Here is a 14,177-nt window from a genome sequence, read left to right as displayed (position 1 = left end):
TCAAAAGCCGGGCGGGCAAAGCGGCGGAAACATCCTGCACCCACCATTTTCCCTCCGCAAAGCCGGCAAGATCGGCCACCGCCGCATCGCGTTCTGCAAGGCGCACGGTCGGGCCGAGCACGGGCTGGCCGCCCAGAACGGCAATCAGATCGGGATCGGGGGATTTGAGCGTGAGATCGAGCGGCGGGGACTGGATGAGGATTTCGGCAAAGCGCGCCACGGCATCGGCGCCATAGGTGCCGGCCCACTGCGCGGCCAGCCAGCCGGGAATCAGGGTATCGCCACCGAGCGCCTGAAACTGTTCGCTCTGGCGTTGTACCGAACGCAACACGCCATTGACCAGCTTGTCGAACCGCCCGGCCCGCTTGTCGGCCCGCGCCGATTCGACACCCAGATGGATGGCCGAATGGGCAGCGATATCGTCGAGCCACAACAATTGCGCGATGGCTATACGCAGAACCGCTTCCAAAATGCCGGCCCGCTGGGGAACGCCCTTGGCGAGCACCTCTCTAAAAACGGCATCGATCTGTCCATGATGGCGCAGGGCGGTGGTCACCATGCGGTTGGCCAGCGCCCGGTCACGGCTTTGGGCCAGCCGGTCCGGCCCGATGGGGGCGAACGGCTTGCCCTCCAGCACCGATTTGAGATGAAAAGCGGCCTCAAGCCGAAGCTTGAGGCCGGGCAGATCGCGTGTTTCGTTCAAACTTTTTTCGCCTAAATTTGGGTGTGTGGGCTTCAGGTCAGGGCGGACCGAATCCCCCCTACACCTTATCCCCAGGGACCCGACGGTTTGTCATCATCCGAGCGCGGCCGGGTGCCGGGCGTGCGCCAGCTCTGACCGGGCCGGACTTTGGCCTCGATGGGGTTTACCCTCTGGCGCGGCGTTTGACCACCACCACCGCCCCGCACGCTCGACGCGATCTCGGTCAGTGCCTTGATGCGGTTTTCCACATTGGGGTGCGTGGAAAACAGATTGTCCATGCGGGCACCCGAGAGCGGGTTGGAGATATACATATGCGCCATGGCCGGCGCCCGCTCGGCCGCCTCGTTGACCGTGCGCTTTGACAGCGAGGAAATCTTTTCAAGCGCGCTGGCCAGCGCCATGGGATCGCCGCAGATTTCAGCACCGTCCTTGTCGGCCTCGTATTCACGGGTGCGCGAAACCGCCATCTGCACGAGCATGGCGGCGATGGGGGCCAGTATGACCATAGCGATGACACCGACAAACCCAAGCGGGTTGTTGTTGTCGCGCGCGCCCCCGAAGAACAGGCCGAACTGGGCGAGCATGGAAATGGCACCCGCCAGCGTGGCCGTGACGGTCATGGTCAGCGTGTCGCGGTTCTTGATATGGGCCAATTCGTGCGCGATCACCGCCGCGACCTCGCGGCTGTCGAGATATTTGACAAGGCCCGAGGACACCGCGACCACCGCCCTGTCCGGGCTGCGGCCCGTGGCGAACGCGTTGGGCTGATCGGTTGCAATGAGATAAAGCTTTGGCATGGGCAGACCGGCATTGTCGGCCAGCCGCCGGGTCATCTGATAAAGATCGGGCGCCGAGCGCGGATCGATCTCTTTGGCGCCCTGCATCGAGAGCACCATCTTGTCCGAATTCCAGTATGCAAAGGCGTTGGTGCCCAGCGCAAACAGGAACGCAAGGGCCATGCCGCCGGTCCCGCCGATCATATAACCAACGCCCATGAACAGCGCGGTCATGCCGGCAAGCAAAATCGTCGTGCGCAGAGCGTTCATCATTGTGGTCAGGCTTTCCTCAGCCGGTTGTGATGATTATATGATGGGAACGGGCGGGCCCCTGCACAAGTGGCCCGATGTCTAAACTCTTCGTCATCAAGGTGGTTTCGAAAAAATGCGCGAAGCGCCAAAGGCCAAACGCCCCGATCCCGCAATCGCCAGACGCGCCCTCGAGGAAGCGAAAAAGCGCCGCGCCGAGATCGACGCCAGGACCTCGAACGCGCCGCGCGAAGTCGATGGCCGCGGCGGGCTCGATCCGGCCCGCTACGGCGACTGGGAAATCAAGGGCATTTCCTCGGACTTCTGACGGCGGGTCACCCCGCCGTCACCGGCCCTAGCCCATAAGCCCGATCACCACGCCCTGGACAACCATCACGCCCAAAAGATAGCCGCCATCGATGACGGCCAGCGACCAGCTGGACCCCTGATAGCGGTGGTTGAGGATCATCGAGGTGAGCATGAACCCGGCCCACACATGGATGCCCACAACAACCGCCGACGCCACTGTCACCTCACCCATGATGGCCGGGGTAAAAAGGGCCAGGAAATAGGCCATCACCAGCTGCATCACGGCGCCCCAGATAAAGGGCGTGGCCTGCCCGCCCGAGCCGGACATGATCTGTTCGGTGGTCTTGCCGGTGGCGGCAATCCATTGCCTGGACAAGATCATGTACCAGGCGGCGCCCAGAGCCATTGAGGCAATCATGGCCAAAAGCACGGCCAGCCAGTTCACATTGAGATAATCCATCCCTTTTCTCCCCTCTCAAAAACCGGTCCGGACCCGCTCTCTTCGAATCGGACCGAGGGAAGTGTGCGCCAAAACGCCGCAGTGGTAAATCAGGCCTCAACGCCTCCCAGCTTGCAGATGAATGCCCATTCCGCCTCGGAAACCGGCTGGACCGAGAGGCGCGAATTGTTGACCAGCACCATGCTTTCAAGCTCGGGCGCGGCCTTGATCTCGTCGAGCGTCACCGCACGCTTGAAGGGTTTGACCGCCTCGATATCCACGCATTCCCAGCGCGGGTCGTCGGTTGTGGAATCGTGATGGATTTCATTGGCGACGCGCACGATCCCCACCACGGCCTTTTCTTTGACCGAATGATAGAAAAAGCCCAGATCGCCCTTCTTCATCTCGCGCATATTGTTGCGCGCCTGATAGTTGCGCACGCCACCCCATTCTTCCGGGCCGCTCTTTTTGACCTGATCGTGCCAGCCCCAGGTTTCCGGTTCGGATTTGAAAAGCCAGTATGCCATCTTCAAATTGTCTCCGGCCGGTTGATGACCCAGTTCCAGGGGCGGACGACGACGCTTTCGAACAGGCCGGCCTCGGCATAAGGATCGCTGGCAACGAGCGCCTCGGCAGCGGCCTGATTTTCAGCCTTAACGATCATCAGCGAGCCGGTCGCCTTGCCCTCGGCGTCGAGAAACGGGCCGGCCAGCACCATAGAGGCGGCGTTATCGTCCCAGAACTGGAGATGGGCCGGGCGCGTCGCAAGGCGCGTTTCCAGATGGTCGTTCTTGTCGAGTGCGGTGACCGCAAACATCATCGTCATGTCATTCTTCCCGTTTGAGTGGTCGTCTCATCAGCATTGGCACGATGGCCTCGATCCGGGCCCTGCCTGAAATCAAAAGGTCCACGGCGCCCACCAGCGGCGCATCTATGGCGTCCCGTTCGGCCACAGCCCTGGCGACAGGGGTGGTAAACAGGCCTTCGGCCAACCCCATGCCCGCAGCCGCAATATCATCGACCGAGCGGCCCTGCCCCAGCGCCACGCCAAAACGGTAATTGCGCGATTGGCTCGACGTGCAGCTCAGAGCCAGATCGCCGATACCGGCGAGACCCGAAAGCGTCGCTTCGCTGCCGCCCATCGCCGCGATCATGCGGCCCAGTTCCGCATAGGCCCGGGCCAGAAAGGCCGAGCGGGCGGAAAGACCCAACCCGGCGCCCTCGATGGCGCCGGCACCGAGCGCATAGACATTCTTGAGTGCGCCGCACATTTCCACCCCGACAATATCGCCGCTGGCATAGGGGCGGAAACTGTCCGAGGCCAAAAGCGCCCCGATCGCCTCGGCGCGCTCGATGGTCGGCCCGGCCAAAGTAACCGCCGTGGGCTTTCCCGCCGCCACGTCATGGGCAAAGCTCGGGCCGGAAAGAACGAAGGGCTCCGCAGCCGGGGCGAGTTCGGTAAGGATCTGGCTCTGGCGGTCGTTGGTCGCCATCTCCAGACCCTTGGCGCACAGGATCACCGGCTTGCCGGCCAGCGCTTCGGGGCCGATGGCAGCAAGTATGGCGCGGGTCGCCTGGGCAGGCACCACCATGAGAATGGCGTCGGCCTCTTCGATCCCCGAAATTCCGGTCTGGGCCTTGAGATAAGGATCAAGGCCGATGGCGCCGAGATAGGATTTCAGCGTATGGGCGGAATTGATTTCATCGATGGCGGCCGGGTCGCGGCCGACCAGCACGACATCATTGCCGGCCAGCCGGGCGGCCTGTGCCAGAGCGGTGCCCCAGGCCCCCGCGCCGATGACGAAGATCTTAGCGCTCACGCCGCACCCCGCCCCAGTTCATCGAGCGGCCAGCGCGGGCGGGCCGCCACCTCGAACCCGTCGACAAGCCCCAGGGCAAACCGTTCGGCCCCCGCCCAGGCGATCATCGCGCCATTGTCGGTGCACAAAGCAGGCGGCGGGATGACCAGATGCGCGCCGGCCCGGGCCGCGACCTCGCGCAGAGCGGCGCCGATTGCCGTGTTGGCGGCAACGCCACCGGCCACCACATAGGTGGGAGCGATGTCGGGATATTCGGCCGCGAAACGCTCCAGCGCCTGTCTGGACCGGACGGCAACGATATCGGTGACGGCGGCCTGAAAGCTGGCGCACAGATCGGCAATATCGGTGTCGGTGACCGGCGCCACCGATTCGGCGGCCAGCCGCAGGGCGGTCTTGAGCCCCGAAAAGGAAAAATCGAGGCGTTTTTCCCTCAGCAAGGGGCGCGGCAGATCGAATCGGGCTGGATCGCCGTTTGCGGCCGCCTTTTCGACCTCCGGGCCGCCGGGATAGCCCAGCCCCAGAAGTTTTGCGGCCTTGTCGAAGGCTTCCCCCAGCGCGTCGTCTATGGTCGAGCCCCAGCGCTCATAATCGCCGACACCCCTGACCAGAACGATCTGGGAATGCCCGCCTGACACGAGCAGCATCAGATAGGGGAATTTGACTTCGTCGGTCAGCCGGGCGGTCAGCGCGTGGCCCTCGAGATGGTTGACGGCAACCAGGGGCTTGCCGCTCGCAGCGGCCAGTGCCTTGCCGGTGGTCAGCCCCACGAGCACGCCGCCGATCAGCCCCGGACCGGCCGTGGCGGCGATGGCATCGACCTGTGAGAGATCCATTCGGGCCTCTTCGAGCGCGCGCGAAATGATGGAATCGAGATGGACGACATGGGCACGGGCCGCCAACTCGGGCACCACCCCGCCAAAGGCCTTGTGCTCGTCGATCTGGCTGCGCACGATATTGGAAACGATCTCGCCGCGCCCGTCTGGGTGGCGCCGGACGATGGCTGCCGCGGTTTCGTCGCAGCTGGTCTCGATCCCCAAAACGAAAACATCGTTATCCATTGCGGCGATCTGGTCTCTGGCAAAAACGTGTGGTCTGATGGCACAAGCGGATCGCAACCCGCGTTCGGCGCGTTAGCTTCTTGTTCTTTTAAGCGCGCACATCTGTGACACCTGCGAGGCCATATTGCAATCTTTGACGTCCACCCCCGTTTTCACCATCGGCACGCGCGGTTCGCCCCTTGCGGTCAAGCAGGCCGAGGAGGTCCGCGACCGTCTGGTCGCCATCAACGGGCTGGAGCCTGACGCCATCGCGATAAAGGTCATCAAGACCAGCGGCGACATCATTTTGGACCGCCCGCTCTCTGAAGTGGGCGGCAAGGGGCTGTTCACCAAGGAGATCGAAAAGGCGCTGGCCGATGGCGAGATCGATATCGCCGTCCATTCGGCCAAGGACGTGGCGACCGAAATCGATCCCCTGTTCGCCCTGCCCGCTTTTCTGCCGCGCGAGGATGTGCGCGATGCTTTCCTGTCCCTGATCGCCAAGAGCCCTGACCATCTGCCCGAGGGCGCGGTGATCGGCTCGTCCTCCCTGCGTCGTCGCGCGCAGATGAAGCGGTTCCGGCCCGATTTCCGGACGGTCGAATTTCGCGGCAATGTGCAGACGCGGCTCAAAAAGCTCGCTGACGGCGTGGCCGATGCAACGCTTCTTGCCCTGGCCGGGCTCAACCGGCTGGGCGAGGCGCACCGGGTGACCCATACGCTCGATGTCGCCCATTTCCCCCCCGCACCGGCCCAAGGGGCAATCGTTATCGAAACCCGCGCCGAGGACGGGGCGGCCAACCGGCTGGTCGAAGTGCTTGACGATGCCGATACCCGCAAGCGGGTGGAAGCCGAGCGGGCCTTCCTCAAGGTGCTCGACGGTTCATGCCGCACCCCGATTGCTGCACTAACGACCCTCGATGAGGGCAGGCTGACCCTGTTCGGGCAGATCCTTTCGCCCGACGGCGCGGAAGTTTACGAGGACGAGATCGCCGGCGACGCCGATCAGGGGCGCAATCTGGGGACCCGGCTGGGCGAAAAACTGCTGACCGCCGCCGGGCCCGATTTTATCGAACGGCTCAAGCAGGGCCAGTATGGCTGATCGGCGCAGCGTTCTCGTGACCCGGCCAAGGGCCGATGCCGAGCGGACCGCCGCCGGGCTGGCGGCGCTGGGGCTGGACCCGATTATCGCGCCAATGCTCGAAGAGCGCTTCACCGGCGTCGCGCTTCCCGATGCGACCGGATTTGCCGCAATCGCGCTGACATCGGCCAATGGGGTGCGGGCGCTGGCCGCGCACCCGCAGGGCGAGGAATTCTCGGCGCTCCGGGTCTACGCCGTGGGCGAACACACGGCCGCCGAGGCGCGCGCCGCCGGGTTCGACCATGTCTCGGCTGCCGAGGGCACCCTGCATGACCTCTCCCGGACGATCATCGCCGACCGCCCTTCGGGAAAAATCCTCTATCCCGCAGCGCATCATCAATCGGGCGATCTGGCCGGACTGCTGGCCGAGGCGGGGCTGACCGTCGACATGCGCGTGCTCTATGAAATGCAGCCTGCCACCATGCTGCCGCCGGGTCTGGCAGAACGTCTGGGCACCGGGGCAATCGATGGTGTGGTGTTTTATTCCCGGCGCACGGCGCAGATTTTTGCCGGCCTTGTGGCGTCGCGCGACTATGGCGAACTCAGGGCGCGTATTTATTGCCTGTGCCTGTCGGAAAACGTGGCCCAACCCCTGATCGAGAGCCATTTCCTGCGCATCGGGCTGGCCGATTACCCCTCGCATGAAGCGATGATGACGCTCGCCTTGGCTTTTGCCCGCGATCAAATCAGTCCATGATGGCCAACACGAACCCGCCCGACCCCCAAAGCAAAGAGGCTGAAATGGCCGAAAAGAAATCCGGTCCGGTCAAACCCCCGATCATCGACGCGACGGCGCGGCCTTCCGACAGGGACAGACCCGTACCCGACAGCCCGATGCCAAAGCCGGAGGACAAGACCGCCGGAGCCGCCGGGACGGACGAAAAGCCCGCCGCCGAACCGGCGCGGGAAAAAGCGGGACCAGCCGCAGGCGCAAGCACCAGAACCTCGACCCAGCGCGACGACAAAAAACAAGCACCCGCTGGCAGAACCGAACCGGACACCGGCGGCACACCCGAAACCGATAGGCCCGGATCCGGGCCCAGAGCGCTGCCCCTCGTGCCGCTGGCGACAACGGCCGCAGCCGGTGCTCTGGTCGGGCTGGCTCTGGCCTATGGATTGGCCAGTTTCGGTTACTGGCCACAACAATCGGGACCGCAGCCGGACCTGTCTCAGTTCGACGCGCGCGCCACGCGGCTGGAAAACGCCATTGCATCGCGCGAAGCGGAAAACGAACAGATCGTCGAGCGCATTAACGCGCTGGAAACCGAGATCTCGGCCATCGAACCCGCCTCGACCGAGGGACTGGCGGCGCAATCCGAACTCGAAGCGCTGAGCGGGCAACTCGGTGAGCTTTCGAGCCGCATCGAGGCCATCGCCGCGGGCGCTTCGGGTGACGAGGTGAGTGAAGTCGCCGACAATTTGTCGGGCCTTTCCGCCCGGATCGACGATCTGGCCGAACGGCTCGATGCCGTTGAACCGCAAGTGAGCGAGATCGGCCCCGAGATCGAGGCGGCGCTGAGCCGGCTCGACGATCTCGACGCGCGCATTGCCAGCCAGTCCGATTTCGAGGCCGTCGCCGCCGAACGCGACAGGGCGGCCCAGCTTCCCGCCGCATTGGGGGCACTGGAAACCGCAATTGGCACGGGCCAGCCCTTTGCTGGCCAACTGGCGGGCGTTGAAACCCTGTTGCCCGATCTTGAAATTTCATCCCAGGTCCGGGCCGCCGCCAATTCCGGTGTTCCGTCAGCGAGCGCACTTTTGGCCCAATTGCGCAACGCAATCCCTGACATCCTGGCGGCGCGGCCGCGCGACGAAGCGGCTGGCTGGGCCCAAACACTGCTCGACCAGGCCGCCTCGGCCATTGCCCTGCGGTCCACCGATGGCGATACGCCGCAAGCGTTGGTCGGCCAGACCGAAGCGGCGCTGGAGGCGGGCGATCTCGAGGCGGCACGGGCTGCGTTTTCGGCCCTGCCCGCCGCCATGCAATCGGCAGCACCCCAATTCGCCCGTGCGCTCGATCGCGCCATCGCCGTCAGCGCGTTGATCGCGGCGGCCCGATCCGGCATCGGGCCAGCGGAGGCCGGCCAATGATCCGCCTTATCGTCTATCTCGTTCTCAGCCTGCTCGTCGCTTTGGGCGCCGCCTGGCTGATCGCCCTACCGGGCACCGTCGAGATCGCCTTCGGATCCTGGCGCATGAGCCCTGGGCTGGGGCTGGCGCTGTTCATCGCCATCGGCGTCATCATTGCCTCCATCCTTATCTGGGCCATAATCAGGCGCCTGATCGACGCACCAGCCGCGCTGGCGCGCTCCACTGCGCGGCGCAAGGAAAGAGCCGGCGTCGAAGCGCTTTCGGACGGGATGATTGCCCTGCAGGCCGGAGAATTTTCCCGCGCCCGCATGCTGGCCCGCGACGCGCGCGCCAAATTGCCCGAAAACCCCGCCGCCCAACTGCTCGAAGCCCGGGCCGAACTGGCCTTGGGTGATCTGTCTTCGGCGCGTGAGCATTACAGAGCCCTGATTTCCAATGAGCGCACGGCGCTGGCCGCGCTTTCGGGGCTGTACGAGCAGGCAAGAACCCAGGAGCGAGGCAATGCGGCGATCACCTTCGCGCGCAAGGCGCTGGCCATTGCGCCCAGCCTCGACTGGGCGTCCGAAGCCGTGTTCAACGATCTGGCAACCAAGGGCGCATGGGCCGACGCGCTGGAAATGAGCGCATCGCTACCCGCCCGCACCAGGAGCCAGAAGGCCGCCAAAAAACGCCGTCAGGGCGTGCTCGAAACCGCGCTCGCCATGGCAATCGAAGAAACCGAACCCGACACCGCCTACGATCACGCCAGCCGGGCGCTCAAATCCATACCCGATTTCGTGCCCGCCGCGCTGGTGGCCGCGCGCATTCTCATCAACCGTGGCGATACGCGCCGGGCATCGGCCCTGCTGCGCAGGACGTGGCGCGCCGGCTTTCATCCCGATGCCGCAACGCTCTACGCCCACGTCAAGCCCGGCACCTCGGCACTCGAACGCCTCAAGCGCATCCGCACGCTGGTCGAATCCCCCCAAAGCCACCCCATGGCGGCCATCGTCCTGGCCCGGGCGGCGATCGATGCCTATGAGTGGAGCGTTGCCCGCAACGCGCTGGCCCCGTTTCTGGTCAAACCGACCCGCCAGATGTGCCTGTTGATGGCCGAAATCGAAGAGGGTCAGTCAGGCGATCAGGGCAAGGCCCGCGAGTGGCTGTCGCGCGCCGTCAGCGCCCCCGCCGACCCCACATGGACAGCGGACGGGATAACTTCGGACGAGTGGGCACCGGCCTCACCGGTCACCGGCCGGCTCGATGCGTTCGAGTGGAAGGTGCCCGTGCAGACCCGGGCGCCGGTAAAAACGCTTTCCAGCAGCCCCGCGGGCCAAGCTGGCGCCGCCCTGCCGGCGATTGAGGACGCCGCAACGCCAACCAAAACGCAACCATAGGCGAAAAAGCCACGCCATCAGGCCTTGCGCGTTTCGCGCGCCGAAAGTAAAAGACGCCAATTCGCCCCACCGGGCCAAGCCGCTTTAGCTCAGTTGGTAGAGCATCGCATTCGTAATGCGGAGGTCGCGTGTTCGAGTCACGCAAGCGGCACCATTTTTTCCGTGCTCTCGAAACATATTCCGCGCCTTGGCATTTGCCGATTCGGACAACAACCGCATGGGAGATCAATCATGAGTCTCTTCGATCCCAACGCCCGCGAGCGCTCCGGCGCGCACCGTCATCTCTACGCGCTCTATGAAATCTGGTACACCGCCGTCGATTTTGGCGCGGCCATCTGTTTCGTCATCGGCAGCGTGCTGTTTTTCTCGGCGGCCAGCCAGACAACGGCAACCTGGTTCTTTCTGATCGGTTCGCTCCTTTTCGCCGCCAAGCCCACGCTTCGGCTGGCGCGCGAACTCCATTATCTGTGGCTGGGCAAGATCGAAACACTGGCCCGGCGCCAGGACCCTTTCTAGAGCCGATTGCGCTCACTCTGCCGGCGCGAACCGCGCTTCGGCAAGGGCGGCCTGGCGGGCCGTGGGCTGGATCAGGCCCAGATAATGGGCGTCGCTATCGGATCCGAACATCTTGTTGCGCTCGGCGGGCGTCGACATGAAGAAGGGAAACCGGTCGGCCACGCGGTTGCGGATGTCACCGACCGCGGCCGCATAGAGTTTGACCGGGAAACTCATGCCCGGATACTGGCTGTAGCCGGCGATTTCCCTTGACCCGAACACCCGCTTGTAAAACGCGGCATGCTCGTCGCGAACCCCGGAAAGACAGTAATCGGCATCGAAATATTCGCACGCCATGGCGGCAATCCGCAGCGTGATGAACGGCAGGGCCGGAATGGCCAGCGTTGCCTCGCGGTCTGCGGTAAAGCGCGAGGGGTCGATATAGGTCTGTCCGGCATCGAGCATGCCGCCCAGCAGCTCGGGATACATGCGCATGCACGGCGATTCCCGGTGCGCGGCGGTTGCAAAATGCAGGCGGATCGAGGAGACCAGCTCTCCGTCGATATAGACCCCGTGACACATGGCGTTGGGGGTGAAATCGAGATGGTCCGAGGCAATCCGGTCCTCGTTTGCCGCGATGCCGTCTTCGCGCCGATACGCCTCATAGCGCAGCCGGTAGACCGGATCGAACTGCTCGTCGAGCCTGACGCGGCGGTATTCCACCCGCTCGAGCAGATCCATCAGACTCGTGGCAAAGCGCGAGGTCCTGGACCGCGTTTCGATATCGGCATTACCCATACCATCACCCCGAAATAGGGCAATGTTAGTAAAGTTTTAACGAAAAGCAAAAGCCCTAAGCGTCAAATCCACGGCAATGTTTACAGCTATTTGCTCACCAGCGCCGGCCGCCGCGCCTTGGCACCGCGGGGACGGGCATCCGCCTGGTTCATGGTGGCGATCAGCTCACGGGTTTCATCGGCTGGCATGGGCCTGCCGAACAGAAAGCCCTGCACCTGATCGATCGTTGTGTGGCTGGCGATGGCTTCGAGCTGGTCTTCGGTTTCCACGCCTTCGGCAACCAGAACCAGATCGAGATCGCGGCCCAGCCGGGCCACATTGGCCATCAGCTTGAGCGAGCGTTCGCTGGTGGTGATGCCGGCGATGAAGGAGCGGTCGATCTTGAGCTTGGAGAACGCCATGCCGTGCAGATAGGAAAGCGAGGAATAGCCGGTGCCGAAATCGTCCAGCGCAATACCGATCCCGTTGGCGGCCAGCAGTTCGAGCTTTGCGGCGGCACCTTCCCTGTCTTCGATCAACGCGGTTTCTGTCACCTCGATCTCGAGCCGGCCGGGGGCCAGCCCGCTGGCCTCGAGCGCTTCGGACACATGCATGGCCAGGTCCTCGCCACGCAGATCGCGTGCCGAGACGTTGACCGCGACGGATACCGATTTGGGCCAGTTGACGCATTCGGCCGTTGCGGTCCTGAGCACCCAGCGGGTGATCGCCGAAATCTGGCCGGTTTCCTCGGCAAGCCCGATAAAGACATCGGGGGGAATCGGGCCGAGCTCGGGGTGGGTCCAGCGGGCCAGTGCCTCGCATCCGGCCACCCGGCGCGTGCCAAGATCCACAAGCGGCTGATAGAAGAGCTTGAGCTCATCCTGGGCAATGGCTAGGGCAAGGTCGCTCTTGAGGCGCTGGCGATAGCGGAAATCGCTGTCCATTTCCGCGACAAAGGCCTGATACTGACCCTTGCCGCGCGCCTTGGCGCTGTAAAGGGCAAGATCGGCCCGGGTGATCAGCTCATCCAGACCAATATGGGGGTCAGAACTCGAGACAAAGCCGATGGAGGCATCGACGTCGGCGCGTTCCCCGCCGACCTCGAAGGGCCGCCGCAGGATCGAAAGGATCGCTTCAACCTCGGCCTGTATCGTTTCGGAATCGGTGTGCTGGGCGCGATAGATGACGAATTCGTCGCCCCCCAGCCGCGCCAGCCGCGAATTGCGGTGCATGACGGTCTGAATGCGAACAGCCGTTTCCGAAAGAACCCGGTCGCCCGCCAGATGGCCAAGCGTGTCGTTGACATGCTTGAAATCGTCGATGTCGATAATGGCCAGAAGCACCGGCTCGTCGCGGCCGATCCGCTGGCGCGAGGCGAGTTCAGCCTCGACCTGTTCGGTGAAATAGGCGCGGTTGGGCAACCCGGTCAGCCCGTCATAGCGCGCCATGAAATTGATGCGCTCCTGAGCCCGGATACGGGCGGTGACGTTTTCGAACAGCAGCACCGTGCGGTCACCGCGCGAGGAGATGGTCACCTCGCAGTGGAAATCGCCCGAGAGCTTCATGACGATCTTGCCGCCCTCCTGCTGGATGATCATGCGGTTGAGCCGGTCCGCCGTCGTTTCGGGCAGGGCCCGCTTGCCGATCGCCTCTTCGAGCAGGTCCGAGAACGAGCGCCCGACCCAGGATCCCTCGGAGATGCCGGCAAAGGTCTGCTGTGCGCGGTCATTGGCCAGCGCGATGACCCCGTTCTCGTCGAGCATGCACAGCCCGTGCTGCATGGTTTCGAGCGCGGTATCGAGCTGGACGGCCAGCCGCGAGGCCACGGTGCGCTCATGGACCTGGGCCAGCAGCATGCCGCGCACATCGGCCGCCAGGAACCGGAAACTGATCATCAGCGGAACCAGGAGCGCTGCCAGCGCCATATGGTAGCCGTCACCCACCAGAACGAGCCCCAGGGCCATGGGCACCGAGATGGCCAGCGACTGGGATGTCACGATCCTGTCGGCCCCGAAATTGCGCGTCACGATGCCGATCATGGCAGCAATGGTCACCGAAACCGCCACCAGCACGGCAAACGGGTCGCGCACGATGACCAGCGAAACAAAACACCAGCTGCCATAGATGAAGGCCGAGATCGTGCCCTGGACCATCTGGCGGCGTTCCCAGGACTGGGCGCTGGCGCGGTCATCGGGAGCCGGGGGGTGATCCTCAAACGCGAGCATGTTGTAGTAGCGCTTGGCGGTGGAAACCACAAAGGCCAGAGCCACCGCATAAAGCAACGGCGCATCGGTCTTGATCGCCGCCATCATCACGCCCGAAATCGTCGCCGCCATGCCCACCAGCATGGCGCGTCTGTCCTTGTAGAGCGAAGCCACGATCGAGACATAATCGAGCGTTGGCAGATGTCTGGGGCCCTTTGGCATTATCCTGACCAGATTCCGAGCGTTCGGCTGGAACCACCTTGCCCGTCGGCGGTTTGCATCACGTTGACAATGTTGTGCCCACCACCTGGTTGCAGGCACGAAGTTGTTGTGTGGTAAAGAAGGTCTTTACACTGCATTTGCCCGACCGCGATGGCCTGTCTCTAACCCAGATCAAGGACGTCGCGCCGGCTCAATGCACCCGATAATGCCACGGAGAGGGGAAAAAGCGAAATGACCGATCAAGGATCGCAGACCGGATTTAACGCCCAGGCCGCACTGGCCGGTCTTGACGGCTGGCAGATCAACGACAGTGGCGCCATGGAAAAAAGCTTCAAGTTCAAGGATTTTTCCCACGCCTTCGCCTTCATGACACGGGTGGCACTTGTGGCGGAAAAAGCCGGTCACCACCCCGACTGGTCAAACAGCTACAACCGGGTGGTCATCGCCCTCAAAACCCACGACAAGGCCAGCCTGACGCAAAAAGACGTCGATCTGGCAACGGCGATCGACGCGCTTTAGCCCTGCCGCTCTTCGGGCT

The 14,177-nt window shown here is 63.8% G+C and carries 16 protein-coding genes and 1 tRNA gene; 8 read left to right on the top strand and 9 right to left on the bottom strand.

All coding sequences use genetic code 11. The annotated features are described in order from the left end of the window. Both AACZ55_RS11765 and htpX read right to left on the bottom strand, forming a co-directional pair. Nucleotides 1–703 (bottom strand): transcription antitermination factor NusB (locus AACZ55_RS11765; RefSeq protein ID WP_339646285.1); only part of this gene is annotated, 703 nt, incomplete at its 3' end. 65 nt (nucleotides 704–768) lie between these two features. Beyond that, nucleotides 769–1,749 (bottom strand): zinc metalloprotease HtpX, encoded by a 981-nt coding sequence (htpX, locus tag AACZ55_RS11760; protein ID WP_339646289.1) that lies wholly within the window; start codon nucleotides 1,747–1,749, stop codon nucleotides 769–771. A gap of 115 nt (nucleotides 1,750–1,864) precedes the next feature. Between htpX and AACZ55_RS11755 the strand changes: the two genes are divergently transcribed. Further along, on the top strand, nucleotides 1,865–2,056 hold the full coding sequence (locus AACZ55_RS11755) for a DUF1674 domain-containing protein (protein WP_338608494.1): 192 nt from the start codon (nucleotides 1,865–1,867) through the stop codon (nucleotides 2,054–2,056). Nucleotides 2,057–2,083: 27 nt separating this feature from the next. On the opposite strand, the gene AACZ55_RS11750 is transcribed toward AACZ55_RS11755, so the two are convergent. The 5 genes from AACZ55_RS11750 to tsaD all read right to left on the bottom strand — a co-directional run bounded on the left by AACZ55_RS11750 (nucleotide 2,084) and on the right by tsaD (nucleotide 5,354). Beyond that, entirely contained in the window at nucleotides 2,084–2,497 is a 414-nt protein-coding gene (locus tag AACZ55_RS11750) for a DUF1761 domain-containing protein (protein ID WP_339646282.1), read from the bottom strand. Between the two features lie 89 nt (nucleotides 2,498–2,586). Next, nucleotides 2,587–3,003: an EVE domain-containing protein gene (locus AACZ55_RS11745; protein ID WP_339646280.1), complete on the bottom strand. Its 417-nt coding sequence runs from the start codon at nucleotides 3,001–3,003 to the stop codon at nucleotides 2,587–2,589. Between the two features lie 2 nt (nucleotides 3,004–3,005). Next, nucleotides 3,006–3,296, bottom strand: coding sequence for a YciI family protein (locus tag AACZ55_RS11740; protein WP_339646287.1), 291 nt, complete (start codon nucleotides 3,294–3,296; stop codon nucleotides 3,006–3,008). Between the two features lie 7 nt (nucleotides 3,297–3,303). Beyond that, nucleotides 3,304–4,296 carry an NAD(P)H-dependent glycerol-3-phosphate dehydrogenase gene (locus AACZ55_RS11735; RefSeq protein ID WP_339646278.1) on the bottom strand — a complete coding sequence of 331 codons (993 nt, stop codon included), beginning with the start codon at nucleotides 4,294–4,296 and terminating at the stop codon, nucleotides 3,304–3,306. Further along, the gene (gene tsaD / locus AACZ55_RS11730) at nucleotides 4,293–5,354 is read right to left on the bottom strand and encodes a tRNA (adenosine(37)-N6)-threonylcarbamoyltransferase complex transferase subunit TsaD (protein ID WP_339646276.1); all 1,062 of its coding nucleotides are present in this window, start codon (nucleotides 5,352–5,354) and stop codon (nucleotides 4,293–4,295) included. Before tsaD ends, AACZ55_RS11735 begins: the two co-directional genes overlap by 4 nt. Before the next feature lie 133 nt (nucleotides 5,355–5,487). Here tsaD and hemC point away from each other — a divergent pair, with 133 nt between their 5' ends. The 6 genes from hemC (at nucleotide 5,488) to AACZ55_RS11700 (ending at nucleotide 10,457) form a co-directional block, all read left to right on the top strand. Further along, nucleotides 5,488–6,435, top strand: a complete 948-nt coding sequence (gene hemC / locus AACZ55_RS11725) for a hydroxymethylbilane synthase (RefSeq protein ID WP_339646274.1) — start codon at nucleotides 5,488–5,490, stop codon at nucleotides 6,433–6,435. Next, nucleotides 6,428–7,171 carry a uroporphyrinogen-III synthase gene (locus tag AACZ55_RS11720; RefSeq protein WP_339646272.1) on the top strand — a complete coding sequence of 248 codons (744 nt, stop codon included), beginning with the start codon at nucleotides 6,428–6,430 and terminating at the stop codon, nucleotides 7,169–7,171. Before hemC ends, AACZ55_RS11720 begins: the two co-directional genes overlap by 8 nt. Before the next feature lie 44 nt (nucleotides 7,172–7,215). After that, the gene (locus tag AACZ55_RS11715; protein ID WP_339646270.1) at nucleotides 7,216–8,565 is read left to right on the top strand and encodes a hypothetical protein; all 1,350 of its coding nucleotides are present in this window, start codon (nucleotides 7,216–7,218) and stop codon (nucleotides 8,563–8,565) included. Next, nucleotides 8,562–9,941, top strand: coding sequence for a heme biosynthesis HemY N-terminal domain-containing protein (locus AACZ55_RS11710; RefSeq protein WP_339646268.1), 1,380 nt, complete (start codon nucleotides 8,562–8,564; stop codon nucleotides 9,939–9,941). Before AACZ55_RS11715 ends, AACZ55_RS11710 begins: the two co-directional genes overlap by 4 nt. A gap of 78 nt (nucleotides 9,942–10,019) precedes the next feature. After that, nucleotides 10,020–10,095, top strand: a tRNA-Thr gene (locus tag AACZ55_RS11705). 77 nt (nucleotides 10,096–10,172) lie between these two features. Further along, a complete protein-coding gene (locus AACZ55_RS11700; protein ID WP_339646266.1) occupies nucleotides 10,173–10,457 on the top strand; it encodes a YrhK family protein in 285 nt (94 codons plus the stop codon). A 12-nt stretch (nucleotides 10,458–10,469) separates the two neighbouring features. On the opposite strand, the gene AACZ55_RS11695 is transcribed toward AACZ55_RS11700, so the two are convergent. Then, the gene (locus AACZ55_RS11695) at nucleotides 10,470–11,234 is read right to left on the bottom strand and encodes a hypothetical protein (protein ID WP_339646264.1); all 765 of its coding nucleotides are present in this window, start codon (nucleotides 11,232–11,234) and stop codon (nucleotides 10,470–10,472) included. Nucleotides 11,235–11,320: 86 nt separating this feature from the next. After that, nucleotides 11,321–13,639, bottom strand: a complete 2,319-nt coding sequence (locus AACZ55_RS11690) for an EAL domain-containing protein (RefSeq protein WP_339646262.1) — start codon at nucleotides 13,637–13,639, stop codon at nucleotides 11,321–11,323. Nucleotides 13,640–13,870: 231 nt separating this feature from the next. Between AACZ55_RS11690 and AACZ55_RS11685 the strand changes: the two genes are divergently transcribed. Next, nucleotides 13,871–14,158 (top strand): 4a-hydroxytetrahydrobiopterin dehydratase, encoded by a 288-nt coding sequence (locus tag AACZ55_RS11685; RefSeq protein ID WP_339646260.1) that lies wholly within the window; start codon nucleotides 13,871–13,873, stop codon nucleotides 14,156–14,158. Nucleotides 14,159–14,177: the final 19 nt, after the last annotated feature.

Origin of the sequence: uncultured Pelagibacterium sp., assembly GCF_963972885.1 — a bacterium.
Classification (GTDB): Bacteria; Pseudomonadota; Alphaproteobacteria; order Rhizobiales; family Devosiaceae; genus Pelagibacterium; species Pelagibacterium nitratireducens.
The sequence above is the reverse complement of the archived record's forward strand: the minus strand, read 5'-3'. Positions and strand labels throughout refer to the sequence as shown.